This window comes from Prosthecobacter sp. (assembly GCF_044222565.1).
Taxonomy (GTDB): Bacteria; Verrucomicrobiota; Verrucomicrobiia; order Verrucomicrobiales; family Verrucomicrobiaceae; genus Prosthecobacter.
Genome location: NZ_JBGANA010000008.1, coordinates 33,882 through 58,146, shown reverse-complemented (window position 1 = coordinate 58,146; position 24,265 = coordinate 33,882). Strand labels below are relative to the sequence as shown.

Here is a 24,265-nt window from a genome sequence, read left to right as displayed (position 1 = left end):
TCTCTGGCTGCCCGCATAAGTGATCAGAAATGTCAGCTCCGTACACTCACACGTGAATCGGATGCCCCTTGGCGACTTCCGTAGCCTCCTTGACCATTTCCGACAGGGTCGGATGGGCGTGGATGGTGGCTTCGATTTCGTCCCAGGTGGCTTCGAGATTCATGGCGAGGCCGATCTCGGCGATCATCTCGGTGCTTTCGGCTCCGATCATGTGCGCGCCGATGATCTCACCGTGCGGCTCGCCGTAGAGGATCTTGACGAAGCCTTCGGGCTCCGCGGCGGCGAGGGCCTTGCCGCTGGCGACGTAGGGGAACTTGCCGACCTTGAACTTGAGGCCCTTTTCCTTGGCGGCGCGCTCGGTGAGGCCGATGCTGGCCACCTGCGGATGGCAATAGGTGCAGCCGGGGAAGACGCCGACTTTCTTGGGCTTGTGCTTGGTGAAGAGACCTTCGACGCACTGCACGGCCTCGTAGCTGGCCACGTGGGCGAGCCAGGGCGGCCCGATGATGTCGCCGGCACCGTAGATGCCTTTGACGGAGGTTTGATAACGGTCGTCGGTCTGGAGCCAGCCGCGGTCGGTGAGCTTGATCTCGATGCCGCCGGGCAGCACGGGGGCGACGCCGATGGCGACGAGGCAGACGTCCGCCTCGAGGGTTTCATTGGCCGCGCCTTCGACGGTGATTTTGACACCCTTGCCGTCTTCGGAGGTGCCGGTGACTTTGGTGTTGGTGAGGATGCGGATGCCGGCCTTGGTGAGGCTCTTTTCCAGGGTCTTGCTGACTTCGGTGTCTTCCACGGGAAGGATGTCCGGCAGCATTTCAACGACGGTCACCTTGGTGCCGTAGGCGTTGAAGAAGTAGGCGAACTCGATGCCGATGGCGCCCGCGCCGATGACGATGACGCTCTTGGGCTGAGTGGCGAGGGTCATGGCTTCCTTGCTGCCGATGACGGTCTTGCCATTGAAGGGGAAACCGGGCATGGGGCGGCTCTTGGCACCGGTGGTGATGAGGATGTTCGCCGCGTCGTGAGTTTCCTTTTTGCCGTCTGCGGCGGTCACTTCGACCTTGCCGGCGGCAGGGATGCTGGCGGTGCCTTTGAGGTAGTCCACCTTGTTTTTCTTGAACAGGAACTCGATGCCCTTGTTCAGCTTGTCGCTGACGCCACGGCTGCGGCCGATGACCTTGGACCAGTCGTACTCGACGCTGCCGATCTTGAGGCCGAACTCCTCGGCGCGGTGGGTGAGGGTGTGGTAAAGCTCGGCGTTCTTCAGCAGGGCCTTGGTGGGAATGCAGCCCCAGTTCAGGCAGGTGCCACCGGCGCGGTCGTTTTCCACGCAGGCCACTTTTTTGCCGAGTTGAGCTGCGCGGATGGCTCCGACGTAGCCCGCAGGCCCGCCGCCGATGACGATGAGGTCGTAGTTCATGTAAACAGTATGTGTGGGGGTAAGACGTCCGAGAGAAGCGCAGGCCGGAGGGATGTTCAACCGGGGAATCAGGGTTCCCGGGGCTGGGCATTTCCCGCTGGCGGATTTGTGCCCTATGTTTATGGTACGAGCATGAAACCCAAGGCGGTCATCATCACGGACCCAAAAAAGTTACGGGCGATTTGCTCCAATCAGCCGCGCGTCTCGCGGGAGCAGGCCATTCGCTCCATTTTGGCTGCCAATCGGGCAAGCTCATCCCCGCCGCCCGCGAGAGTGAGCTGAGCCGCCTTTTGGAAGAATCTGAAGTCGGGATTCCAGCCTATCCGCCTTCTTTCGTCGGAGGAGAGCACACGGTTTTCATTCCTGACCAGTCAGAAACCGTCCTCAAACACACCCTGCCCGGCTTTTACGGGAGGATCATGGATGAGACGAAATTGCTGGATCCGCGCACCTTTCAGAACAAAACCCGGCTCATGATGCGGGCGGCGCTGCCTTCGGAGTATCTTCGCCGCTGGGCTGTTATGGATGATGTGTTCGGGATGACGACTCACTACCTCGGCAAAGTGACCGGCTCCGACCGGGAACCCCAGATGGCGGTGGAGCAGCCGTTCATCCCGGAAGATGAGAATCTGCCTGCGACGCTGGAGGACGCGGAGGCCTTTTTCGAGGCGCACGGGTTTGAGCGGGTGGATGATGTCCACATCATCAATCCCGAGGTGCATGGGGTGACGTGGTACCGGCAGCGGGACGGTGTGCTGGTGACGGACGCCCATGCGCGAAACTTCCGCCGCGACCTGGATGGAGTTATTATACCGGTGGACCTCGTCATTGCGCTGGTGCCGCCGGGTGCCTCAGCCTTGCTCCCTCCGGCGGACCGTTTATGGGAGCCGATGGAGGATTGACAGGGTGGGCGGAATTGAACACTGTACGCTGACAATTTTCAAAGGTTCGGACCGTTGGTATTCAGGCTGCCGTTTCATGCGCTCCACTTTTTTGCTTTTTTCCACCCTTATCTTGCTCTCCGGGCAGGTACGGTCGGCTGATCGACAGGCGGAAAGCAAGGGAGGCAAAATGGACATCGCGGCCCTGCTCAAAGTGCAGAGTGATGTGCAGAAGCTGCTGCCCAAGGTGCGGACCGCGGTGGTGGCCATCCAAACGGGAGGTGGCACGGCCAGCGGGGTGATCATTTCCGCGGACGGGCTGCTGCTGACGGCGGCGCATGTGCCCAACGGACCGGGCAAGGAGATGCGGGTGATTTTTGAAGACGGCAGCGTGACCACGGCCAAATCTCTGGGACTGGACAAGACGACGGACGCCGCACTGGCCCAGCTGAAAGACCGCGGGAAGCCCTGGCCTTTTGTGAATCTGAGCCGTGAAGTGGCGAAAGCGCAGCCTGGCGAGTGGTGCTTTGCGCTCGGCCATCCTGGTGGCTTTGAAAAGGCACGGGGGCCGGTGCTGCGGGTGGGCAAGATCATCAAGCAGACGGCCAACAGCCTGCATACGGACTGCATTCTGATGGGCGGGGACTCGGGCGGCCCGCTCTTTAACTTCAATGGCGAGGTGATCGGCATTCACAGCCAGATCTGGGAGGGGCGGGACCAGAACGTGCATGTCTCGATGGCTCCTTTCCTGCGGTCCTGGGATGCCATGCAAAAATCTCAGGTGATCAAGACGTGGGGGATAGGCGCCGGCGGCTATCTCGGGGTGGCCACGGTGATGAACGACGACCTGGAGCTGACGGTGGCGGACGTGATCGATGGTTCCCCTGCCGTGAAGGCCAGCATCCGCTCCGGGGACATCATTCTCAGCGTGAATGGCGAGGCCATGACGGACCAGCAGCAATTCAGCGCCACGGTGCGCGCACGAGCCGCAGGCGACACGCTCAAGATCCGGCTGCGGACGCACGGCAAAGAACGGGATGTGTCCGTGCAACTGGCCCAAAAGCCGCAGGAAGAAGGACAATAAGCCATGACGAAGGACGAATGCAGAATGCCGAAGGAAGGGGCCGCAGCGCGCCATGCGCGGGCGTCTGCGGCATTCGGATTTCAAAAATTCGGTGTGCGGCATTCCGCCATCCTGTTTCTCTTCAGCACTGTCTGGGCCCAGGCGGATGCACCACGTGGCACACTGCCCGCGGAGCAGCGGACGAACGGGAAGCAGACGCTTGCCGCAGTGGAGAAGCTCAAGCCTCTCACGGCCGCCTGTGCAGCACGCATTGAGAGCCTGCTCGGACGGCCCATCTGCACGGCGACCATCGTGGGGGAGGACGGGTATGTCCTGCTCAAGGCGAGTGAAGTGCCGGAGCTGCAAAAAGCACGGATCAAGTTTAGCGACGGGCGCACCGCGGACCTGCGGGAAGTGCACCGGGAGACGCGGCTGGACCTGCTGCTGGCGCAGGCGGTGGGGATAACCGGACTGCGTGCGGTTTCGTTTGGAGGAGCGCGGACGCTCACCCTGGGGCAGTGGCTGTGCAGCGTGGCAGACTCCGGGACCGAGCCACGCATCGGCATTGTGAGCGCGAAAAACCGGCGCATTGCCGGCACTGGCGCGGCGCTTGGCATCCGCATGGATGAAAAATCCACGAAGGATGGCAAAGGGGTGCGCATCGTGGGCATCGCGAGCGAAAGTCCCGCGGAAGCCGCCGGCCTGCAGGAAGACGACATTTTGCTGACGATCGCAGGCGAGAAGGTGGTGGAGTTCCGCCGGGTGCATGACATCGTGAACAAGCGGCAGCCGGGCGAGATCATCGATGTGCGCTACCTGCGCAAGGACAAGGAGGAAAGCTGCCGCGTCCGCCTGGCCAGCCGCACCAAGGTGCTGCAAAACTGGGAGGGGGAAGATTTCGCGAACGGCGGGGTCTCCCTGCGCAGCGACAATTTTCCCGAGGTGCTGCAGCATGACATCCCGCTGCTGCCCACGGACATGGGCGGCCCGGTGGCGACGCTGGAAGGCAAGGTGGTGGGCATCAACATCGCCCGAGTGGACCGTGTGACCACCTTTGCCCTGCCGGTGGAGGCGTTTTGGACCGAGGCACAGCAATGGATGAAGGAGGACCGCCATCCACCGAAGGCGGTGCCGGCGGAGTGAGGCACCGTTCTAATCCGCCCAGTTTTCAAATCGCAGCCCAGGCACCTGTGCAAAATCCACGGTGTTCCGTGTCAGCAGCACCGCATCATGCGCAAGCGTGATGCAGGCGATTTTCAAATCACGCGTCCCGATGCGCACATTTTCGCGGCGCAGTTTCAGAAAAAGATCGGCCGATTCCGTATCCCAGCCCAGCACTGTCCATTTTGCAAACACATCCACACTCGTGTGCATGCGCCTGTAAACTCCGATTTGCTCGTGCGGATCCCCCGACCTGCGATTCAGTTCCGCCAGCCATCCACGCATGGTCTCCTCAATGGTGACCACGGTCAGAGAGGCGTCATCACCGGACGCATCCACTCGGGCGCGCAAGCGTTCACCTGGCTCCGAAGCGCTCAGAAACTGCCGCAGTATGTTGCCATCAAAGACCAGCATGAGGCTTCAGCGCTGCCTGCTCTTTCTCCCAAGTCTGCGTTTTTGCCCACGCCTCTCCCGCTTCCATCGCTGATTCAAAAATCGGATCCTCGGCGAAAGCTCCGAAGGTGCTCATCCATTCCCGTTTTGGGTGGAGGGTCAGCCCCTGAGCGTTGCCGACAGGCACGCTGACAGGTTGTGTAGATCCAGGAGACATGCTTTTGATACTACACCCGCCCCCTTCAAATTCAAGGACCGCCTTTCCCGGCCTGTCTGCACCTCAAGGCGGTGCCGGCGGAATAAAGGGAGTGCAGGTGGCGGGCTTCGATGCAGAGTCAGGCACTCGATTCGAACCATGAACGTTTTTCGATCTGCCAATACGATTGCACTGGCTCTGATCTGCGGCTGTCTTTGCCACTGCGCGACCACGGATTCGGGAGGACCGCCACCAGTGGCAATGGGCTTTGTGCCTCGTTCTTTGAGCGTCACGAGCCGTTCGGTCGTGCCGGCCCTGAGTGCTGAGCAGGCGAAGCAAAAACAGATGAACGCCCTGGAAACTGCGTGGCGTGTGCAGCCGGAAACCGAGGTGATCCACTTCGGAACCGAGGGCGCCATGAGGGTGATCCATGTGCCTTCCCGTTCGGAAGTGCTGCAGAGGGACTATCCCGGATTTGCGCGCGGACTTTCGAACATGAAGGACTTCATCAGCTCGAAGCCGGCAGCGTATCCGGACCCGCCGCAGCCGGATTTTCTTTTTGCGAACGCCAGTGTTTACGTCCGGGCGAAGTTTCGCTGCCTCGACCTTCCCTGGGGGAAGGCGGTGATGATGCTGGCGCAGTACACGCAGGAGGCGCATCCGCCACCGCCGAACCGTGATGATTTGCGCCTTTGGATCCGCGGGATTTCGAATGATGCCCTGCTAGGCAAGGGCGGCTTCTGCATCTCGGCAGAGCTGAAAGTTGCGCACCCTCTGCTGAAATCCAGGGACGCCACCTGCGCCGAGGTCGAGGGGCAGGATGAGGAGAAGGCGGTCGTGGACGGGGAGAAACGGCTCAACACCTTTCCCGACGAGTCTTTCAGCCCCTCTTTGCAGGACATTGAACGGATGCTGCGGGAGCTCAAAACCAGCAATACACCTTAACTCGGTCCAAGGCTCGACTTTCGGAGAAAGCCAGCCAAAATCGCCTCCTGATGCAAGCGGGACGCTTGCCCTACTCCTATGCGCTACCAACCTCTGCCTGCCGAACTGTTTGTTTCCAACCGTAAGCACCTGTATGCCAAACTGCCGCCGCAGTCGGTGGTCATTGTTCATGCCAATGATGTGCTGCCGACGAATGCGGATGGCTCGCTGAGCTTCATCCAGAACAGCGATCAGTTTTACCTGAGCGGGATTGACCAGGAGGAGACGATCCTCGTGCTCTTTCCGGATGCGGCGGATCCGAAGCAGCGTGAGATGCTGTTTGTGCGGGAGACGAACGAGCACATCGCCGTATGGGAAGGCGAGAAGCTGACGAAGGCGCAGGCGAAGGAGCGCAGCGGCATCGAGCGCGTGCACTGGCTGGAAGATTTTGAGGTGCAGTTCCGCAGCGTGATGTGCCAGGCGGACCATGTCTTCCTGAACTCGAACGAGCACACGCGCGCCACCATCCCCACGGAAACGCGGGAGATGCGCTTCACGCAGCGCTGCCAGCGCGAGTATCCGCTGCATGACTACCGCCGGCTGGCGCAGCTGATGCATGAGCTGCGGGTGATCAAGAGTCCGCATGAAATCACGGCGCTGAACGAGGCCATCCGCATCACGGGAGACGGCTTTGACCGGCTGCTGAAGTTTGTGAAGCCGGGGGTGCACGAGTTTGAGATCGAGGCGGAGCTTTGCCATGAGTTCATCCGCCAGCGCGGGCGCGGGTTTGCCTACACACCGATCATCGCCACGGGAAAAAACGCCTGCGTGCTGCACTACATCACCAATCACTGCCAATGCGAGGATGGTGATATGCTGCTGCTGGATGTGGCGGCGAACTACGGCAACTACAACGCCGACCTGACGCGCACGATCCCGGTGAATGGCAAGTTCACCCCGCGCCAGCGCCAGGTGTACGAAGCGGTGCTGCGCGTCTTCAAAGAGTGCTGCAAGATGCTGCGCCCCGGCGTGATCATTCGTGAGTATCAGGAGCAGGTGGGCAAGCTGATGGAGAAGGAGCTGCTGGGACTTGGGTTGATCACTGAAGAAGACATCGCCAAGCAGGATCCTGAAAAGCCGGCGTACAAAAAGTATTTCCCGCATGGCACTTCGCATCCGCTGGGAATCGATGTGCATGACGTGGGGCACATGTGGAAGCCGGTGCAGCCGGGCATGGTCTTCACGGTGGAGCCGGGCATCTACATCCGGGAGGAGAAGCTGGGCGTGCGCCTGGAAAACAACATCTTCATTGGCGAGACGGAAAACATCGACCTCATGGCGCACATCCCGATCGAGGCGGATGAGATTGAAGAGTTGATGAAAAAGAAATGACGAATGCAGAATGTCGAATGGTCCAGACTGCCGGACTGTCATTCATACCGTGATCAGCGAAAATAGGCCTTCATCTCAGCAATGAAATTCACCACAGAGGCACGATGAACACAGAGTTCCCAATCCGGCTTCAATTCCGACCTCTGTGGTCATCGTGCCTCTGTGGTTAAACATAAGCGCCGTTACATCCAAACGATTGTTTAACTCTCCTTGTTGTCGTTCGTCATTTTCCCATGTCGCTGCCGCGCTTTCATCTTCCCGCTGCTGAATGGTCTGTGCCTCACCTCACGCTGAGTGGTGATGAGGCGCAGCATTGCAGCCGGGTGATGCGGAAGGAGGCGGGGGACAGCATCGAGATCTTCGATGGCGCGGGCCGTGTGGCCGTGTGCGAGATCACGCATGTTTCCAAAGCGGAGGTGCAGGCGAAGATTGTGTCTGAAACATGCGTCGAGGCATTCCAGACCTCGATTCACCTGCTGCCTGCGCTGATCAAAGGCGAGCCTTTTGAGTGGCTGCTGGAGAAGGCGGTGGAGCTGGGAGCGGCGAGCGTGCAACCGGTCATCACGGAGCGGACGGTGATTCATCTCGATGCGGCGCAGACGGAGAAGAAGCTGGGGAAGTGGCGGCGGCACATGATCGAGAGCGCGAAGCAGTGCCACACGCCGTTTGTGCCGGAGCTGCATGCGCCACTGCCTTTTTCCAAGGCGCTGAAGTTTGAGGCGGAGTTCAAACTTATACCGGCGCTCAGCGAACACAGCCGCACTCTGAAGCAGGCGCTGCCAGCAACGAAGCCGCGCAGCGTGGCGGTGCTGATCGGGCCTGAAGGTGACTTTACTGCGGAGGAAGAAGCGCAGGCTTTTTCGGCAGGCTATGTGCCCGTAACGCTGGGGCCGCTGGTGCTGCGAGCAGAAACGGCCAGCATCGCGACGCTGGCGATTCTGGGGCATGAAATGCGCTGAACAGGTTCGGTGGTTTGTTTCTTCCCCCGCAGGGCTTGCTTCATGGCTTGTTTGCAGAAGGGCCATCTGCCATGTTCACTTCATCATGAAGCAAAATTTGCTCCCAATCGCTCTGGTCAGCCTGCTTTGTCTGTCGCTACCATCATGCATTGTGCTGTATCCGCGCTTCACTCCCAGATCCGCCGAAGTGCTGGGCAGAGTCATTGATTCCACGACTGGAGCGCCGGTCCCCAAAGCCACGGTTTCAGGGGCTTCCTATGACTGGGATCAGAACATCAATCCAATGGCAGTGAGAGTCGAGGCGAAGCTAAAGCCGATTTATCCACGGACCAAGACCCACGCTGACGGCAGCTTCCGGCTGAGGGCCACATACAATTTCCTTCTGACCAAGGTTTTCTTTGCTCCTTGCTCCGGTTCCATTGGCGACCAGACAGGCACACGAATTTCCAAATTCCTAATCCAGGCCAGCGGATATCACCCTCAATCCTTTGCAGAAACAGATTTGGCGGGCAAAGAACGCTCTCATATTGGAACGATCAAATTGATACCGCTCCGGTCAGCCCAAAATTGATGCGCGTGCATGCGCCAGCGGGGGCGTTTAATTATCTGACCATGACACCCAAACTCATTCTCCAGCTTTTGTGCCTCCTAGCTTTGTGCTGCACGCTCCCGGCAGCGGAGACGGAGAAGGCGAAGATCGAAGCGCTGATCTCGCACATTCAGGGATTGGAAGGCGCGACCTTCATCCGGAATGGCAGTGAATACACTGCGGCGAATGCAGCGAAGTTTTTGCGCGCGAAATGGGACCGGGCTGACAAGGAGGTGAAAACGGCGGCGGACTTCATCGCCAAGGTGGCGTCCACCTCGGGCACTTCCGGCAAAGCGTACGTGATTCGTTTCAAGGATGGGAAAGAGGTGCCGTGCGGGGAGTATCTGACGGCGCAGCTGAAGAAGATGTGAGCGGACTGTTTCCAGGCACATGCAGCATCGATTGGGAGAACTCTCAATGGCCTTGTCCCATTGCCCCACCCGGCTTTACTCTGGGGCATGAAAACTCACCTCATGCGCCTCCACCTTCTCCTCCTGACGGTGTTCACGCTCATGGCACTTCCGGTTCTGCATGCGGAACTGGCCGGTGAAGAAGCACTCTTGAAAAAAGGGGGGCCGGACGCAGCGAAGCTCATCAACAAAGCCAGGGACATCCTTTACAACACCCAGGTCTTTGCCTCGCGTGGCGTTGGGGAAGGAGGAACGCCGACCGATGCCTGCTGGGCACTCACGACGCTCGTGCGGTACGACCGTGAAGCGAAGTCGTTCTTGAATGATCTGTTTGAGCAGGCCGAGTTCCCAGAGCAGCGGCTGTATGGCATGGCCGGACTCATCGCCCTGGATCCGAAGGAAAAGAGCCGCTTTACCGAAGAGAAGCTGAAGCAGTTTGCGGAGGAGCGGGTGTGCTCGCAATTTGGCTGTGTTGGAGAGGCGAGCACTTTTGGAATCCAAAGGTATCTGCTGCTCCAGGACGGCTACACGGGTTATTACCTCTTCAAGGAACTGCCGTCATTGTATTCCACCACGACGGTGTCCCGGCCCAAGGAATCCGCCAAGTGACCTGATGCGCCCGCCGGGAAGCGAGGATCACTTCAAATCCGCCGGCGTGTTCACGTTGTGGAAGAAGGGCATCTGCTCGTCTCCCAGCGTATGGGTGATGGCGAGGCCGGTATGGACGGCGGCTTCGATGATGTGCTGGAGTTTGAAGTCTTTTTTGGCGAGCGCGTCCTGCATGAGGGGCAGCATGGAGGGAACGTAGAGGCCGGCCAGGGCTTCGTCTCCATGAGGGCCGCGAAAGAACCAGCCTTTGTCCGGGCTGTCGTGCTTGTGAAGCTGCTCGCGCAGAAAGGCGGCGGTCATCCAGGGCATGTCCACGGCGAGCACGAGGAGGGGCATCTGCACCTGCTCCAAGCAGCGGGTGATGGCGCCGATGGGGCCTTCATCCGCGTCTTCGGGATCGAGCACGATTTCCACTTCATCGCTGGGACTCACATAGAGGGGCTGGTCGCCGCGGCAGGAGAGGAGCACGCGCTCAGCACCGAGGGACTGGAGCTTGTGAAGCTGCGCCTGCCAGAGATCCTGGCCATGCCAGTGGAGCAGGGCTTTGTCCTGTTTCATGCGGGTGGAGCGGCCACCTGCCAGCAGTGCGGCGGCGAAGGGAGTGTTCATGAGGGGCGGAGGGTACCGTCGGTCAAAATTTTGGCGCGCAGGCCGCCGTGGCCTTTGAGGGCGGCTTCGGCGCCTTCGGCGAAGGCCTGGTTCATCCAGTGGCAGGGAGCGGCCTCCTGCGTGCCGAGAAAACGAACGCCCTGCACCTCGAATTCGGTGCCGATGAGCGTGTTGAGGTCGATGCCCTTGGTGATGATGTTGCGGCGGAAGGCCGAAGGCGGCACGCCCATGACGCTGAACTGCTCACAAAGGCGCTCGTACTGCTCATGCTCGAAGAAGGTCACCTGGCCCTTGTAGTCATCCTTCCAGCCGAAATAGCGATCGCCACGCAGGCCCTTGCCGGCAACGCATTCAACCTCAGGCACTTCGATGGTGGGCGTGGTGCCGGGCGGCTGGCCGTGATGACCGACGTAGATGTGCTCTGGGGAAATGAAGATGTGCAGGATTTGCATGCGGGGATTGGATGTTGGGTCCAACGTGCTGCTTATCCATACGTCTATGAACGCAACAGAGCAACCCATCCGCATCGGCATCATTGGCGCCGGAGGCATCGTCAAATCCCGCCACATCCCAGGACTGCGGGCCATTCCAAACGTGCAAATCGTGCAGGTCACAAATCGGTCCGTGGAGAGTGCCGAGGCCTTCTGCCGGGAGTTTGCGCCGGAAGCGAAGGCGGTGGAACGCTGGGAGGAGCTGGCATCGAGCGATGAGGTGGATGTGGTGTGGATCGGCACGCACCCGTACATGCACTCTGAAATGACCTGCTATGCGCTGCAGCACGGGAAGCACGTCTTTACGCAGGCACGCATGGCGGCGTCTGTGCCGGAGGCGAACCAGATGTGGGAGGCGTCCATCCGTTATCCTGAACTGGTCACGGCGATCTGTCCGGCACCGCAGGGCATGAAGGGCGGGGAGCTGGTGAAGAAGCTGCTGGCGGAAGGAGCGATCGGCACGCCGCACCAGGTGCTGCTGCACAGCTTCAATGATGCGTGGCTGGACGCGGCCAAGCCCGCGCACTGGCGGCAGCAGTCCGAGCTGAGCGGGATTCAGATTCTCACGCTGGGCATCTACACCGAGGTGCTGCAGCAGTGGCTGGGGCACATCGTGGAAGTGGAAGCGCGCGGCAATGTGGTGATCCCGGAACGCGCGGGTGTGGAGGTGGACATTCCTGACTTTGTGCATGTGATGGCGAAATTTCGCAGCGGCATCGAGGCCACGATGCTCTTCAGCGGCGTGGCGGCGCATGCGCCCACGGACAAGCTGTGGATCTTTGGCTCCGAGGGCACGCTGAGCTATGATTTCAACACGGACGACCTGCAGATGGGCAAACGTGGCGGCAAGATGGAGTCGGTTTCCATTCCCACGGAGATGCAGCGGAGCTGGACGGTGGAGCGGGATTTTATCGCCGCAGTGCGTGATGCCAAAGCGCCGAGACCGCGTCCGGATTTCAACGAAGGCATGAACTACATGCGCGTGGTGCAGGCCGTGTGGCAGGCGATGGATGCCCAGGCGGCGTTGCGGGTGGTGTAAGCGGTGTTTGAAAACGCCTCAATGGAGCGCGGGCCTCCGAGCCCGCAGCAGGTGGCAAGCACTCTACGTGGGATCATTCACACCAGCTGCTCTTAGACCAACTCTCAAAAATCTTGTCACATTGCCCGGACGGCGGAGCGGCCCCAGTGGCTGCGTTGGTCGCTTGCCTGTTATTTTTAAATAGCAGGCGGCGCTCCCGCCTTGCCACTGGGGCCGCTGCGCTCGCCGGTTCAATATGACAATCTTTTCGAGAACTGCTCTTAACAGAAAAAAGCGCCGCAGCACTCAAGGCGGAGGCTGATGGGAAAACGCGGCGCTTTTCATGGGAGCGGAGTGCTGCGGGCTCGGAGGCCCGCGCTCCGCCAGAAAGGCTGGAGCTGCGCAGTCCGCACAGCGGTTTTCAAACACCGCCTAAACCACGCCCGGCAGCGGTGTGCGCCGGCGGCCCACGGCGAGGGCGCCGTTCACGATCTGCAGCAGACCTTCGACCTGATAGGGCTTCGGCAGGGCGGCGGCAAAGCCGTAGGCGGCGCAGTCTTTCATGACGGCGTCGTCGCGATAGCCGGAGGAAACGATGGCGAGAATGTTGGGATCAAGACGGCGGAGGTAGAGCATGGTCTCGCGCCCGCACATGCCATCCGGAATGGTGAGGTCCAGAATGGCGAGGTCATAGGGTCGGCCCTGCTGCATCGCCTCCTGGTAGAGGCGCAGGGTGTCCTTGCCATCGCCGGTTTCCACGACTTCAAAGGAGGCTTTTTCCAGAGCGCGGCGCAGGAGATCGCGCACCATGAGATCGTCCTCAAGCAGGAGGATGCGTCCGGCGGAGGGCTTGGCGACAGGCAGTGGGCGGCTGGGCGTGTGGGCCGCCGGCGCGAGGGCGGCCTCGATGACGCGGCGCATGTCTCCCATGGACTGGTAGCGATGCTGGCGGTCCGTCATCAAGGCACGGACGATGACGGCGTCGAGTCGGGGGTCGATGCCGGGCACCAGCGAGGAAGGCGGCTGCCAGGAGCCACGGGGGAGTGCTCCGGTGAGCATCTGGTACATGAGAACGCCAAAGGCGTAGATGTCCGCACGATGATCGACGTCGCGGTGGGCATTGAACTGTTCAGGGGCGGCGTATTCGGGGGTGCCCATGACCATGTGCGTCTCCGTGACCATGGAAGGGGCGCGCATGACGTCTTTGGCCAGACCGAAGTCGGTGATCTTCACCTCTCCCTGACGGGTGAGCATGATGTTGGCGGGCTTGATGTCCCGGTGGACGATGCCTTTGGAGTGGGCGTATTCGAGTCCGGCGCAGATTTGCGGAAGCAGCTGCAGGGCGAGCTCGCGGGTCATGCGGCCAGTGCGCATGATTTCGCCGAGATCCGTGCCGTCCACGAACTCCATGACGAAGAACAGGAACTCCGTGCCGATGTGGCCGTAGTCGTAAATGGCGACGATGTTCGGGTGATTGAGCGTGGCCATGGCCCGCGCCTCACGGCGGAAGCGATCCTCAAAGGCGAAGTCGAAGCCGTCACTTACACGCAGCACCTTGATGGCGACGGGTCGGGCGAGGCTGAGCTGGGTGCCCCGGTAAACCGTGCCCATCCCGCCGATGCCCACCTGGGCCTGGACCGAATAACGGCCGAAAGGCATCATGGCGGAGAGTTCCTGCGGCGAAGGCGGGGCGGAACGTGCCACGGCGGGCGGTGTGGTGATGGAATGACCGGTGAGACGCATCGGGAGTACTGTGGCACACCTATCAACGGGAGCAACAACCATAAAGCTTAGAAGATATTTAGGTTGTCTTCTTTTTTGACCGTTCTCGAATGGAAAGGGCCTGAGGCGAGGCAGAGCGGTGCTGACTGACGCGCCTATTGTCCGCTAACCTGCTGAACGTCAGGCAAGTGCGGGTTTTACCCTGCTGCTGGCCGCCAGCCTGCGTGTGTAAATCAGCCCGCCGATGGCGAGGGCGAGCAGCACGATGCCCAGCAGAGGGCGCACGACAATCCAGGCAAGAGCGATGACGAGGAAGGAAAGCGTGGCGGCGAGGACAAAGGAGATCAGGCCGGTGCCCATGCCGATGACATTTCCAACAAGAGGAACCACGCTGCCCACCACGCTCAGAGGGCGCATGACGGCCATGAAGCCAAAGGCCATGAACAGGAAGCCGAGAAGCCGCACCACCCAGGTGATCACCGAGTTTTCCCGGGCGGCGGTTTTAAACATCGCGGCTGCGCTGACAGCTCCGTCCTGGATGATGTCGATCGTATCCCCGGCATTGGTCTGGTAAGGCTCGAAGGTCTGCCCGTTCTGGGCGGCGAGGACGCTGAAAACGCCGGGTTTCACGACTTCATAGGACACACGCACGTCTCCGATCTTGGGTTCTTTAGGATTAGCCCCAAAGAAGAAGGCCCCGTCTTCGATTTTGGTGCCTTGCCGATGATCCGCAGGCAATCTGGCAAGATCCCCGTCCGTGAGCGCACTCTTGATGGGGCTGCCCATCTGTTTCACGAAGTTCTCCGGCACATTGAAGGCGCCCAGAGTGACTTTTTCGGCATTCATCAGCTTGGTTCCAGCGATCAATTTACCCTCATTGGTGTGACCGACCGGAGTTTTAAATTCGGAAGACTGGACCGGATTGTCCACCCACTTCTTTTCGTAGGTGTAGGTGACGATGGTTTCCTCACCGCCGCCGACTTTTTGCTTCGTCTCTGATTTCTGGCTCTCCACCCACTGATAAATCGTCTCGGTGCGGACGAGGCGCAGAGCGGGCACGCTGACGCCGTAAACCGTGTCCACCAAGGGCCCCTCCGCCTTTGCTTCGCCGGTGACATGGACGAGCTTTTTGTCATTGGCGGGGTCCACGCGGTCTGCTGCCACCTCCACAACTGTGGCCGCGCCTTCCTTGAGGCTGTTTGAAGTGGTGACCGCACGGCCTTCATTCAACCAGAGGACGATCATCGTTACAGGAATGATGACAATGCCAAACAGGATGCCTTTGATGGACGTGCCAATACGACCCGAATAGGATTGCGAAGTTACTTCTGTATAGGAGTCGGCCATAAAGATGGGGTCGGTACCATCTGTTTGATCGGACCCGGGGCTCCTTTTGGTCGGCGGATTTTTTGGCCACACGAAAATACCGAAACCCGTGACAAGGCGGCAAGAAACGGCGGCAACTCCGTTTGTTAGTCTCTCCAACATGAAAACGCGCCTTCTCCTCCTTGTGCTCGGCAGTTCCGCGCTAGCCGCCGACTCCAACGTCAAACCCGAAGCTGTGGCCGGGAATGAAGCCGTGAAGAAGATCATGGAGACCCGCCCCGGACGTGGAGTGATGCGCGACGACACGCCACCCACACCGCCGGAGGAAGCGCTGAAGAAATTCAAAACGCGCAGCGATGTGGCGCTCGACCTCATGGCCGCCGAGCCGGTGGTGGAGCAGCCGCTGTATGCGAGCTGGGATTCCAAAGGCCGCATGTGGGTGACGCAGTACCGCCAGTACCAGTTTCCCGCCGGGCTGAAGATCATCAGCTATGACCAGCACCTGCGCGCGAAGTTTGACAAAGTGCCGCTGCCGCCGCCACGCGGTGAAAAGGGCGCGGACAAGATCACCGTTTTTGAAGACACGGATGGCGACGGCTTTTTCGACAAGCACGAGGACGTCATCACCGGCCTGAACATCGCCAGCGCCGCGCTGCATGGCATGGGGCGCATCTGGGTGCTGAATCCCCCTTACCTGCTCAGCTACGCGGACGCTGACTTTGACGCGAAGCCTGACTCTGACACACCCGAGGTGGAGCTGAGCGGCTTTGGCCTGGAGGACACGCACAGCGTGGCGACGAATTTGCAATGGGGCATGGACGGCTGGCTCTACGGCGCCAACGGCAGCACCACCACCGGCAACGTCAGCAGTGCGGCGACCAAGAACGTGAAGTGGGAGGGCCAGTGCATCTGGCGCTATCATCCGAAGAAGAAGACCTTTGAAATCTACGCCGAGGGCGGTGGCAACACCTTCAGCCTCGACATCGACAGCAAGGGCCGCCTCTTCTCCGGCACAAACGGCGCGACGCGTGGCATGCACTACGAGCAGGGCAGCTACGGCATCAAAGGCTGGGGCAAGCACGGTCCGCTCACCAATCCGTATGCCTTCGGCTGGTTTGAGCACATGCGCCATGAAGGCGACAACAAACGCTTCCCGCAGGCCTTCACCGTGTATGAAGGCGGCCTGCTCGGCAGCGCCTACGAAGGCAAAATCATCGCGCCAAACGCGCTGCAAAACCTCGTCTATGTCAGCGAGCGCATTCCGGACGGGTCCACCTTCCGCACCAAGGACGAAGAAAACCTCCTCAGCACACCAGACCGCTGGTTCCGCCCGGTGTGGGCCGGAGTCGGACCGGATGGTGGCTTCTACATGGCGGACTGGTACGACACCCGCCTCAGCCACGTGAGCCCGATTGATGACTGGCACAAGACCAGCGGCCGCATTTATCGAGTGAGACCTGCAGCGGGAGCGCCGAAATTGAAGCCGTTTGATTTAAGCAAGGCGAGTGGTGAGGAACTGCTGGGTTATTTAGGCCATCCGAATGAGTGGTTTCGGAAGCAGGCGGTGCTGGAGATGGGGTGGCGTGGTTTGACCGAGCTGGATGCTGAGCTTTCCAACAAGCCGCTTACATTGGAGAAGCTGTGGGCTCTGGATGCGCTGACGCGTGATGTGTCCACAGTGTCTAAGATGGCGAAATTTGGTGCGGAGGGGAGCCGTCTACCCAAACAAGCTTTGGAGAACGATGATCCTTATGTGCGCCGGTGGGGCGTCAAACTGCTTGGCGAAGCGGGATTGCCCGCGCCGGAGTACATGGGCATTTTGGCCGAGCTGGCCAAGAAGGAAAAGCACATCGAAGTGCGTGCTCAGATCCTGGCCAGCGCCAAGCGCATGCCGTCCTCGTATGCGCTTCCCATGCTCTGGGCTGGCGATACCGAAGACATCAGCGGCCATCTGGCCCTCCTTGCATGGTGGGCGCTTGAATCAAAAGCTGAAAAGGAACGCGCTGCCGTCTTCGCCTTCCTCAAATCGGACACCGCTTTCCTCAAGACCACCCTCTTCCGCGACCACCTTGCTGAAAAGCTCGCGAAACGCTACGCGCTGGCCGGTGGCGAAGAGAACTTCCAGTCCTGCGCGGACCTGCTGGCGCTGACGAATGATGAAGCCCTGCGTGGCAAGTTCATCGCCGGCATTGCTTCCGCCTTTGAAGGCGCGGAAATGCCGAAGCTGCCGGAGTCGCTCACGAAGGCGCTCAATGATTACATGGCGAAGCAAAGCGGCGGCGATCTCACGCTGGCGCTGCGCAGCGGGAATGCGGATGCGCTGAAGAGCGCGCTGAAACTGCTGGATGACAAGAAGGCCAGCAACACGGCACGCATTGCCATCGCGAAGACTTTGGCGGAACTGGGCAAGCAGGAGGCGGTGATGCCGATGGTGAACATCTTGAAGAGCACGAATCCGGCGAGCCTGAAGCGGGGCATTCTGCAAGCGGCGGCCAAGTTTGATGACAAGCGCATTCCAGAAGCGCTGCTGCTGAACTGGGAAGGCCAGATCGCCGGAGACAAGGCGCTGCGTGAAGACGCCCTGCGCGTGATGGCGGGGCGCAAGGAGTGGGCGCAGATTCTCGTGGCCTTCGTCAATGACTGGAAGATCCCCGCCAAGCACTTCACGGTGGATATCGTGCGCCAGCTCAGCCTCTACAAGGACGCTGACATTGACGCGGGCATCGAGAAGCACTGGAAAGGCCTGCTGGCCACCGGCCCCACGCCGGAAAAGAAGAAAGAAGCCGAGCGCATCAAAGCCGTGCTCAAAACCGGTCTTGGCGATGCCGACAAAGGCAAAGTGCAGTTCATGGCCCGCTGCTTCATCTGCCACAAGCTCTTTGGCGAAGGCGGCCAGATCGGCCCCGAGCTGACCGGCTACGACCGCAGCAACGCAGACTTCTGGCTGGACAACCTCTTCATGCCCAGCATGGAAATCCGCGAAGGCTTCGGCGCCTACATCGTGAAAACCAAAGGCGGCCAGATGCTCACCGGTCTCATGGACGCGCAGGATGCGAACGGCATCGTGATCAAAGACATGGCGGGCAACAAGACCGCGCTCAAGCAGGCCGAGATCGAGAAGATGGAAGCCTCCCCCGTTTCGCTGATGCCAGAAGGACTGACCACGGGCATGAGCGATGCGGATTTGAAGGACTTCTTTGCGTATTTGATGAAGAAGTGATCCGCATTGGCAAGACTCAACCGCGCATGACGGCATGCGCTGGTTTGACATGGCGGCATGCGCTGGTTTGACTTGGCGGCATCGGCTCTTCGTATTCTGAAGGCCAACGGCCTTCTGTATTTAAGCCCAGGGTTGGAACAACCCTGGGACATGAGACAAACTCACACCGTCGCGACAAGCAACCCCAACGGGGTTGCGTCCATTCGCCGAATCGCCCAGAGTTTCGTTATGTCGCAATCGATCGCCCGCGTATTAATCCATACGGTGTTTTCCACGAAAAGCCGTGAGCCGGCCTTCCATGACGCGACGTTTCGTTCTGAGGTCCATGCGTATCTCGGTGGTTGTGCGAAAGCACTGGATTGTCTCCCGCTCAAAATAGGTGGCGTGGCGGATCATGTGCATTTACTGACGACACTGTCGCGAACCATCGCCATCGCTGAGTTGGTGAAAGAGATCAAACGGGTGTCCACGAACTGGATTCAGAAACGTGACGGCATGTTTCGTCAGTTTCATTGGCAGGCGGGATATGGGTGTTTCTCCGTGTCGGAATCGAAAGCAGCGGCATTGGTGCGATACATCGAGCAGCAGGAAGAGCATCACCGGAAGATCACGTTTCAAGACGAATACCGCGAGTTGCTACGCCGTCACGGCCAGACGTGGGACGAGGCGTATGTTTGGGATTGATCGGAGCGTCTGGAGGACGCGGGGATGGACACAACCCCGTTGGGGTTGCACGCCATGGGGAGGGCGGGTTCTTCGCACGTCCCAGGGTTGTTCCAACCCTGGGCTTAAATACGAAAGCCCGTTGGGCTTAAGAGCCGAGAAGAAGCAGGTGCCAGTGCTGGTTTGGCCACACCTCACACATACAGCACCCGCAGCATGCGCAGCCAGGTGGTGGCGATGCCGATGTACATCGTCGTGATGGCGGCCGTGCCGACGAACGGGAGATCGAGATTGCCAAAGACGGCGATGCCGCAGTAGAGCACGCTGATTCCTGAGATGGCGGCGGCGACATTGTAAACATGCCGGCCGATGTAGTGCTCATTGGTGAAGGCGGCGGCATTGGTGACGGCGGAAAGGAGGCAGATGAGCGCCAGAAAGTCTGTTCCCGGCACCTGCAAGAGGTAGCCGAGCACCAGCGCGGTGGGCGATAAAAACACCAGGCCGCCGACCACGATGCCCTCCCAAAATTCACGCGGCTTGAGCGCCTGGCGCGCGAAGCGGTCCAGGGTGACGAAGAAGGTGCTGAACCCGCGGGCGAGGTGGGACCAGAGGGCGAAGACAAGCCATGCGCCGATGACGACACCCGCCCAGAAGGGCGCGACGTTCCTGAGGTAGCTGCTGAGAACGCGATAGCCGATGAAACCACCGATCATGATGGCGCTCTGCCGGCCTTCGGTGAACTGGTTCATGAAGTGCGCAAACTTCAGCTGCAGGCGGTAGGGCCAGGACCGGGCGCGGAAGGACTCGATGAGCCCCATGCGCGCGCTTTCATTCATGGGGTTCAGGCGCAGGGCCTCAAGGAAATGCTCGTTGCCCTTTTTGTGGTCTCCCTGCATGAGCGCCATCCAGCCGGCGCTGGTGTGGGCGCTGTCATCTTCGGCATTGCGCTGGAGCTGGTAGCGGGTGAGCTCCTGATTGTCTCCATCTTTTCTTTGCAGCAGCAGCGCGGCGGAGAGCACCTCCGCAGCCATGGTGTTTTCGGTGTCCAGGGAGAGCGCGGCGCGGGCGGCGTCTTCGGCCTTGGGGTAGTCGCGCAGGCGCAGGTGCAGGCGCGCGAGCACGGCGTGGCTGAAGTCGCTGTCGGGATTGAGATTCACCGCCGCCTCGGCCTGCTCCAGGGCGGCTTTGATCGCGGCGGTCTGGCCGTCTCTGGCGTTCGCATTCAAAGCGAGCGCGAGGACGCTGCGGGCGAACGAGTTTTCGGGTTCGAGCGCGACACCACGGCGTGCGGCATCCACGGACTGCGGAGCGGTGTCGTCTTCGTTCATCCAGCACAGCGCGAGCATCAGGTAGCTCGCTGTGTGGTGCGCATCGATCTCGAGCGCCTGCTTGTAGCAGGCGATGGCGTCCTGCAAGCGGTGCTGGCTCTGCAGCAGACGGCCGCGGGCAAAGGCGGCCTCAGGGGAGGGATGAAAGTCGTCTGACATGCGCTGCGCTGGTGGGGTTCAGCGCTTCAGGAGGCCGAGGTGCTTCAGGACGTCGTCGTAGAATCCGCTTTGATTCGAATACATGGCGTAGTTTTTGGCGCTCTCAAACCAGGCCTTGGTGGTGGCCTTGTGACGGCCGGCGGCCTTGATGAGGTCCTTCGTCGTCAGCGGGATCACCTTCCCCGTGCGCATCACTTCGTTCATCACGTCTTCGACGGCGATGTCAAAGACCGCCTTCAAATCTGCGCCGGAGAAGCCTTCGGTTTTTTTGGCGAGGGCGCGGGGGTCGAGTTCGCCGATGGGTTTCTTCTGCGCCATGACCTCGATGATGGAGGCACGCCCGGCTTCATCCGGCGGCGGCACAAACAGGGTGCGGTCAAAGCGCCCGGGACGCCGGAAGGCGGGGTCGATGTGCCACGGGGCATTGGTGGCGCCGATGATGAGCACGCCGTCGTTGTCTGACTCCGCGCCGTCCATTTCATCGAGGAAGGCATTGATGAGATTGCGACCGGCGCTCTGGCGCAGATCGCGACGATCCGCAGCCAGGGCGTCCACTTCGTCAAAGAACAGGATGCTGGGCTTGTTCTGCCGGGCGAGCTCAAAGACCTCGTGCATGTTTTTCTCCGAGTTGCCGATCCACATGTCGAGAATCTGGTGCAGGCCGAGGGCGATGAAGTTGGCCTTGATCTCGCCGGCGGTGGCCTTGCTGATGAGGGTCTTGCCGACTCCGGGCGGGCCGTAAAGCAGCACACCGCCACCGACTTTTTTGTCGTAGGCCTTGAAGAGCTCCGCGTGCTGCAGCGGGTAGATGATCTTCATGCGGATCTCCTCTTTCAAGGCCTCCATGCCGCCGACGGCGGAGAAGTTGAGCTTGGGTTTTTCGAAGTCCGCCAGGCCGAGATCAAAGGCAGCGCCACCGCGCGGGTGGCCTTCGTCCTCGCTGTCTTCGGAGACGGATTCAATGAAGCTGCCGCTGGACGTCATGGCCCCGCGCTTGCGGCCGGGGGCTTCATCTTCGGGAGGCTTGACGCCACGCAGGTCTTTTTCGATGCCGGGATCTGCCAGCGAAGCGTCCAGGGCGATGCCCTTGTCATACATGGCGCGGGCCTTGGATCGCTCTCCTTCCGTGATGTGAATGCGGGCGAGCAGCATGTAAGCGGCGGCACAGGTGGGCGTGTCTGAGAGGATCTGCTCCGCACGCACGGCGGCCTGGGAGGTCTTTCCCTGCAGCAAGGCGACGCGGGCCAGGCCCAGGCGTGCGTCTGCGTTTGCAGGATCGTTTTGCAGCACACGCTGGAAGCTCTGCTCCGCCTCCTCCATGAGGCCTTCGTCCAGGCAGGCGTCCGCAAACAGCATGAGCAGCGGTGCATTGTCAGGCGAATGCTGGAGAGCCAGGCGAAGAGCATCGAGGTTTTGTGCCATGCAGAGACTCCAGCGTGGGCCAGGGGATGTGGCAAGGCATTTTAGACGACCGCTTAAAAACCTTAGGCCATTGCCAAAATGGCGGAGAGGTCCCAGCGGCTGCGCTGGCGGAGTGCCTGCACGCGTTACAAAGCCCGCCAGTAGGCAGCGATTCTGCTGAGAAACGCCTGCCACTTGGCACCCGGCCGACCGCGATCCATGAGAAAGTGCGGACAGTTTTTGTGGCCGAGATTGCGGTGGTCATCGTGCCGCACCATGAGCCAGTGCTGGTGCGGGACGACGTGATCGAGAGGAATGTCGTACTGCTTCATCAGCCAGGCGGTGAGCTGCGCGGTCTTGTCCAAAGTGCGTGCGCGGTCATTCCCGCGATTTTCACACATTTCGATGCCGATGGAGCTGCGGTTTCCCGGGCCGTCGTAATCCGCGTGCTCGCCTCGTTCATTGGTGGGCATGCTCTGGTAGATGGAGTGGTCGTCCACCGTGAAATGCCAGCCGATGTAGCCGATGGCATTGTGGCGGCCTTTGATGGCCCCGGTTTTCAGCATCTGCGCATGGGCGTAGGCCGTGCCTCCCCGGGAAAAATTCTCCGTGGCATGAATGGTGATGTACGTGGGACGCATGGGCCGGTACTGCCGGCGCGCGTAACGGCCATTGGGTATCAAATCCACCGTGACGCCGGGTGGCGTGGGTCCCTGTGGAACCATGACTGAGCAGGAACTGAGCAGGGAGGCGATCAGCACGCAGCGGGCGATTTGGCGGAAATTCATGGGAAGAAATGGAGAAAGCAGTTTGTGTGACAAAATCAGGGCCGCGTTGATTGTCGCTGCTTTGTTTTACTGTATTTTTCGTTTCTTGAGGCTTTTTTGGCGGTATTGGGCAGCGTTGCAAGGATTCTCAAATTTGCACATCAGGGGCGGCATTTTAACGCGTGGAATATTTTTTCGCCGTGGAACCCTTGAAACTGCGGCGTGAAACGCTTTTCGGCACAATGGCTGGGAAAAAAATCTGGCCAAAGCACAATATCTTGTGCATGATCCGCCTCGGGACACATCCCGTCTAGTATTTACAGCACTTGCTGGTTTACTTATCAATTTCGATAAAACTCTAAAAATCACCCCTCACTCTGCAACGAAATCGTCATGGAAAAGCTCTACAAGATTGGCAATCGCGAGTTCCCGCTCGATCAAGACAAAGCTGAAGCTGCTTATGCAGCCAAGAAGGTGATCAATGGCCGGAAGAGCATGACGTTTAACCTTCTGCCCCTGAAATATCAGTGGGCCTATGACCTTTACCGGATCATGAAGGCCAACCATTGGGAGCCTGAAGACATCCAGATGCAGAAGGATGTGGAACAATGGCGCTCCAACGATGTGTCCCAGAACGAACGCTGGATCATCATGATGGGCATCGGCTACTTCAGCGCCGCTGAAGGCATCGTGGGAGACAACGTGCAGCACGTGGTGCGCGAGCTGGTGACCGCCCCCGAATTGAAGCTCGTCCTGGGCCGCCATGCCCATGAAGAAAACATCCACGCGGATTCCCTGCTGTACATGATTTCCTCCCTGGGCATCAACCCGCATGAGTGCGAGGCGATGTTTGAGCAGATCCCGACGATCGTGAAGAAGAACGAATTCGTCACCAAGCACTCCAACAACCTGCGCCGCGACCTGGACCTGACCAAGCTGGAGAACAAGCAGCTGCTGGCGAAGAACATCTTCGTCTTCGGCCAGTGCATGGAAGGCACGCAGTTCTACGGCCTGTTTGGCATGATCCTGAGCCTGTACCGCCAGAACAAGTTCCCCGGCATCGGCCAGATGTTCCGCTACACGCTGCGCGATGAGTCGAACCACATCGAAGTCTTCCGCAATCTGTTCATGGACCTCATCGAGGAAAATCCGGAAATCTGGACCGCTGAGTTCCGCGAGGAGCTGCTGAACATCATGCGCGAAGGCGTGGCTTTGGAAAAGGAGTTCATCCGCGACTGCCTGCCGGTGAATGCCGTGGGCCTGAGTGCTGAAGAATTCGAGCGTTACACCGACTACATCGCCGACCGTCGTCTGGACGGCTGCGGTCTCCCGGCGCTGAACCCGGGCATCACCAATCCGCTGCCATGGCTGGCGGAGCTGATGGACATCAAGAAAGAGCAAAATTTCTTCGAGGGCAAGGTGACCGACTACCAGAAATCCTCCGCCCTGGAAGTGTGTTCCGACGACGATCTTTAATTCCTTTAGATCTTTAATTTATCAATGCTGGCCGACTTTCCGCTGGATGGGCGGCGGCCTTTTTCATCTGCCAGATTCGTTCATT

Annotated in this window: 22 protein-coding genes; 13 read left to right on the top strand and 9 right to left on the bottom strand. The window is 60.0% G+C overall.

Annotation, left to right across the window (positions count from 1 at the left end):
• Positions 1 to 46: 46 nt before the first annotated feature.
• Positions 47 to 1,423 carry a dihydrolipoyl dehydrogenase gene (gene lpdA, locus ACILSR_RS13410; protein ID WP_395750289.1) on the bottom strand — a complete coding sequence of 459 codons (1,377 nt, stop codon included), beginning with the start codon at positions 1,421 to 1,423 and terminating at the stop codon, positions 47 to 49.
• Between the two features lie 182 nt (positions 1,424 to 1,605).
• Here lpdA and ACILSR_RS13405 point away from each other — a divergent pair, with 182 nt between their 5' ends.
• The 3 genes from ACILSR_RS13405 to ACILSR_RS13395 all read left to right on the top strand — a co-directional run bounded on the left by ACILSR_RS13405 (position 1,606) and on the right by ACILSR_RS13395 (position 4,510).
• Complete coding sequence (locus ACILSR_RS13405) at positions 1,606 to 2,325, top strand: hypothetical protein (protein WP_395750288.1); 720 nt, start codon at positions 1,606 to 1,608, stop codon at positions 2,323 to 2,325.
• A gap of 169 nt (positions 2,326 to 2,494) precedes the next feature.
• Entirely contained in the window at positions 2,495 to 3,388 is an 894-nt protein-coding gene (locus ACILSR_RS13400; RefSeq protein ID WP_395750287.1) for a S1C family serine protease, read from the top strand.
• Between the two features lie 3 nt (positions 3,389 to 3,391).
• Entirely contained in the window at positions 3,392 to 4,510 is a 1,119-nt protein-coding gene (locus ACILSR_RS13395; RefSeq protein ID WP_395750286.1) for a PDZ domain-containing protein, read from the top strand.
• Between the two features lie 9 nt (positions 4,511 to 4,519).
• On the opposite strand, the gene ACILSR_RS13390 is transcribed toward ACILSR_RS13395, so the two are convergent.
• A complete protein-coding gene (locus ACILSR_RS13390; protein ID WP_395750285.1) occupies positions 4,520 to 4,942 on the bottom strand; it encodes a type II toxin-antitoxin system VapC family toxin in 423 nt (140 codons plus the stop codon).
• A gap of 334 nt (positions 4,943 to 5,276) precedes the next feature.
• On the opposite strand from ACILSR_RS13390, the gene ACILSR_RS13385 reads away from it, so the two are divergent.
• The 6 genes from ACILSR_RS13385 (at position 5,277) to ACILSR_RS13360 (ending at position 10,000) form a co-directional block, all read left to right on the top strand.
• Positions 5,277 to 6,062, top strand: a complete 786-nt coding sequence (locus ACILSR_RS13385; RefSeq protein ID WP_395750284.1) for a hypothetical protein — start codon at positions 5,277 to 5,279, stop codon at positions 6,060 to 6,062.
• Between the two features lie 78 nt (positions 6,063 to 6,140).
• Positions 6,141 to 7,433 (top strand): aminopeptidase P family protein, encoded by a 1,293-nt coding sequence (locus tag ACILSR_RS13380; protein WP_395750283.1) that lies wholly within the window; start codon positions 6,141 to 6,143, stop codon positions 7,431 to 7,433.
• A gap of 233 nt (positions 7,434 to 7,666) precedes the next feature.
• The gene (locus tag ACILSR_RS13375) at positions 7,667 to 8,392 is read left to right on the top strand and encodes a 16S rRNA (uracil(1498)-N(3))-methyltransferase (protein ID WP_395750282.1); all 726 of its coding nucleotides are present in this window, start codon (positions 7,667 to 7,669) and stop codon (positions 8,390 to 8,392) included.
• Between the two features lie 85 nt (positions 8,393 to 8,477).
• Entirely contained in the window at positions 8,478 to 8,963 is a 486-nt protein-coding gene (locus ACILSR_RS13370; protein ID WP_395750281.1) for a hypothetical protein, read from the top strand.
• A gap of 41 nt (positions 8,964 to 9,004) precedes the next feature.
• Positions 9,005 to 9,352 (top strand): DUF5329 family protein, encoded by a 348-nt coding sequence (locus tag ACILSR_RS13365; RefSeq protein ID WP_395750280.1) that lies wholly within the window; start codon positions 9,005 to 9,007, stop codon positions 9,350 to 9,352.
• 102 nt (positions 9,353 to 9,454) lie between these two features.
• Positions 9,455 to 10,000, top strand: a complete 546-nt coding sequence (locus tag ACILSR_RS13360) for a hypothetical protein (protein ID WP_395750279.1) — start codon at positions 9,455 to 9,457, stop codon at positions 9,998 to 10,000.
• Positions 10,001 to 10,027: 27 nt separating this feature from the next.
• On the opposite strand, the gene ACILSR_RS13355 is transcribed toward ACILSR_RS13360, so the two are convergent.
• Positions 10,028 to 10,609, bottom strand: coding sequence for a molybdenum cofactor guanylyltransferase (locus ACILSR_RS13355; RefSeq protein WP_395750278.1), 582 nt, complete (start codon positions 10,607 to 10,609; stop codon positions 10,028 to 10,030).
• Positions 10,606 to 11,061, bottom strand: coding sequence for an MOSC domain-containing protein (locus ACILSR_RS13350; protein WP_395750277.1), 456 nt, complete (start codon positions 11,059 to 11,061; stop codon positions 10,606 to 10,608). Before ACILSR_RS13350 ends, ACILSR_RS13355 begins: the two co-directional genes overlap by 4 nt.
• A 46-nt stretch (positions 11,062 to 11,107) precedes the next feature.
• On the opposite strand from ACILSR_RS13350, the gene ACILSR_RS13345 reads away from it, so the two are divergent.
• Positions 11,108 to 12,139, top strand: a complete 1,032-nt coding sequence (locus tag ACILSR_RS13345; protein ID WP_395750276.1) for a Gfo/Idh/MocA family protein — start codon at positions 11,108 to 11,110, stop codon at positions 12,137 to 12,139.
• A gap of 411 nt (positions 12,140 to 12,550) precedes the next feature.
• Here the strand turns inward: ACILSR_RS13345 and ACILSR_RS13340 are convergent, their stop codons facing one another.
• A complete protein-coding gene (locus tag ACILSR_RS13340; protein ID WP_395750275.1) occupies positions 12,551 to 13,822 on the bottom strand; it encodes a protein kinase domain-containing protein in 1,272 nt (423 codons plus the stop codon).
• Between the two features lie 198 nt (positions 13,823 to 14,020).
• Positions 14,021 to 15,187, bottom strand: a complete 1,167-nt coding sequence (locus ACILSR_RS13335; RefSeq protein WP_395750274.1) for a TMEM43 family protein — start codon at positions 15,185 to 15,187, stop codon at positions 14,021 to 14,023.
• 139 nt (positions 15,188 to 15,326) lie between these two features.
• Between ACILSR_RS13335 and ACILSR_RS13330 the strand changes: the two genes are divergently transcribed.
• Together ACILSR_RS13330 and ACILSR_RS13325 are read left to right on the top strand one after the other, a co-directional pair.
• Positions 15,327 to 18,386 carry a c-type cytochrome gene (locus ACILSR_RS13330; RefSeq protein WP_395750273.1) on the top strand — a complete coding sequence of 1,020 codons (3,060 nt, stop codon included), beginning with the start codon at positions 15,327 to 15,329 and terminating at the stop codon, positions 18,384 to 18,386.
• Between the two features lie 57 nt (positions 18,387 to 18,443).
• Complete coding sequence (locus tag ACILSR_RS13325) at positions 18,444 to 19,070, top strand: transposase (RefSeq protein ID WP_395750272.1); 627 nt, start codon at positions 18,444 to 18,446, stop codon at positions 19,068 to 19,070.
• Positions 19,071 to 19,243: 173 nt separating this feature from the next.
• Here ACILSR_RS13325 and ACILSR_RS13320 read toward each other — a convergent pair whose 3' ends face one another.
• The 3 genes from ACILSR_RS13320 to ACILSR_RS13310 all read right to left on the bottom strand — a co-directional run bounded on the left by ACILSR_RS13320 (position 19,244) and on the right by ACILSR_RS13310 (position 22,725).
• On the bottom strand, positions 19,244 to 20,536 hold the full coding sequence (locus ACILSR_RS13320) for a tetratricopeptide repeat protein (RefSeq protein WP_395750271.1): 1,293 nt from the start codon (positions 20,534 to 20,536) through the stop codon (positions 19,244 to 19,246).
• Between the two features lie 18 nt (positions 20,537 to 20,554).
• Complete coding sequence (locus ACILSR_RS13315) at positions 20,555 to 21,958, bottom strand: AAA family ATPase (protein WP_395750270.1); 1,404 nt, start codon at positions 21,956 to 21,958, stop codon at positions 20,555 to 20,557.
• A gap of 125 nt (positions 21,959 to 22,083) precedes the next feature.
• Positions 22,084 to 22,725: an N-acetylmuramoyl-L-alanine amidase family protein gene (locus ACILSR_RS13310; RefSeq protein ID WP_395750269.1), complete on the bottom strand. Its 642-nt coding sequence runs from the start codon at positions 22,723 to 22,725 to the stop codon at positions 22,084 to 22,086.
• Positions 22,726 to 23,097: 372 nt separating this feature from the next.
• Here ACILSR_RS13310 and ACILSR_RS13305 point away from each other — a divergent pair, with 372 nt between their 5' ends.
• Entirely contained in the window at positions 23,098 to 24,180 is a 1,083-nt protein-coding gene (locus ACILSR_RS13305; protein WP_395750268.1) for a ribonucleotide-diphosphate reductase subunit beta, read from the top strand.
• Positions 24,181 to 24,265 lie beyond the last annotated feature (85 nt).

Coding starts and splice junctions, on each gene's coding strand:
- ACILSR_RS13385 (WP_395750284.1), top strand. CDS start 5,277: ATGAACGTTTTTCGATCTGCCAATACGATTGCACTGGCTCTGATCTGC.
- ACILSR_RS13390 (WP_395750285.1), bottom strand. CDS start 4,942: ATGCTGGTCTTTGATGGCAACATACTGCGGCAGTTTCTGAGCGCTTCG.
- ACILSR_RS13365 (WP_395750280.1), top strand. CDS start 9,005: ATGACACCCAAACTCATTCTCCAGCTTTTGTGCCTCCTAGCTTTGTGC.
- lpdA (WP_395750289.1), bottom strand. CDS start 1,423: ATGAACTACGACCTCATCGTCATCGGCGGCGGGCCTGCGGGCTACGTC.
- ACILSR_RS13330 (WP_395750273.1), top strand. CDS start 15,327: ATGAAAACGCGCCTTCTCCTCCTTGTGCTCGGCAGTTCCGCGCTAGCC.
- ACILSR_RS13315 (WP_395750270.1), bottom strand. CDS start 21,958: ATGGCACAAAACCTCGATGCTCTTCGCCTGGCTCTCCAGCATTCGCCT.
- ACILSR_RS13375 (WP_395750282.1), top strand. CDS start 7,667: ATGTCGCTGCCGCGCTTTCATCTTCCCGCTGCTGAATGGTCTGTGCCT.
- ACILSR_RS13325 (WP_395750272.1), top strand. CDS start 18,444: ATGCGCTGGTTTGACTTGGCGGCATCGGCTCTTCGTATTCTGAAGGCC.
- ACILSR_RS13305 (WP_395750268.1), top strand. CDS start 23,098: ATGGAAAAGCTCTACAAGATTGGCAATCGCGAGTTCCCGCTCGATCAA.
- ACILSR_RS13370 (WP_395750281.1), top strand. CDS start 8,478: ATGAAGCAAAATTTGCTCCCAATCGCTCTGGTCAGCCTGCTTTGTCTG.
- ACILSR_RS13360 (WP_395750279.1), top strand. CDS start 9,455: ATGCGCCTCCACCTTCTCCTCCTGACGGTGTTCACGCTCATGGCACTT.
- ACILSR_RS13355 (WP_395750278.1), bottom strand. CDS start 10,609: ATGAACACTCCCTTCGCCGCCGCACTGCTGGCAGGTGGCCGCTCCACC.
- ACILSR_RS13350 (WP_395750277.1), bottom strand. CDS start 11,061: ATGCAAATCCTGCACATCTTCATTTCCCCAGAGCACATCTACGTCGGT.
- ACILSR_RS13335 (WP_395750274.1), bottom strand. CDS start 15,187: ATGGCCGACTCCTATACAGAAGTAACTTCGCAATCCTATTCGGGTCGT.
- ACILSR_RS13400 (WP_395750287.1), top strand. CDS start 2,495: ATGGACATCGCGGCCCTGCTCAAAGTGCAGAGTGATGTGCAGAAGCTG.
- ACILSR_RS13320 (WP_395750271.1), bottom strand. CDS start 20,536: ATGTCAGACGACTTTCATCCCTCCCCTGAGGCCGCCTTTGCCCGCGGC.
- ACILSR_RS13395 (WP_395750286.1), top strand. CDS start 3,392: ATGACGAAGGACGAATGCAGAATGCCGAAGGAAGGGGCCGCAGCGCGC.
- ACILSR_RS13310 (WP_395750269.1), bottom strand. CDS start 22,725: ATGAATTTCCGCCAAATCGCCCGCTGCGTGCTGATCGCCTCCCTGCTC.
- ACILSR_RS13345 (WP_395750276.1), top strand. CDS start 11,108: ATGAACGCAACAGAGCAACCCATCCGCATCGGCATCATTGGCGCCGGA.
- ACILSR_RS13380 (WP_395750283.1), top strand. CDS start 6,141: ATGCGCTACCAACCTCTGCCTGCCGAACTGTTTGTTTCCAACCGTAAG.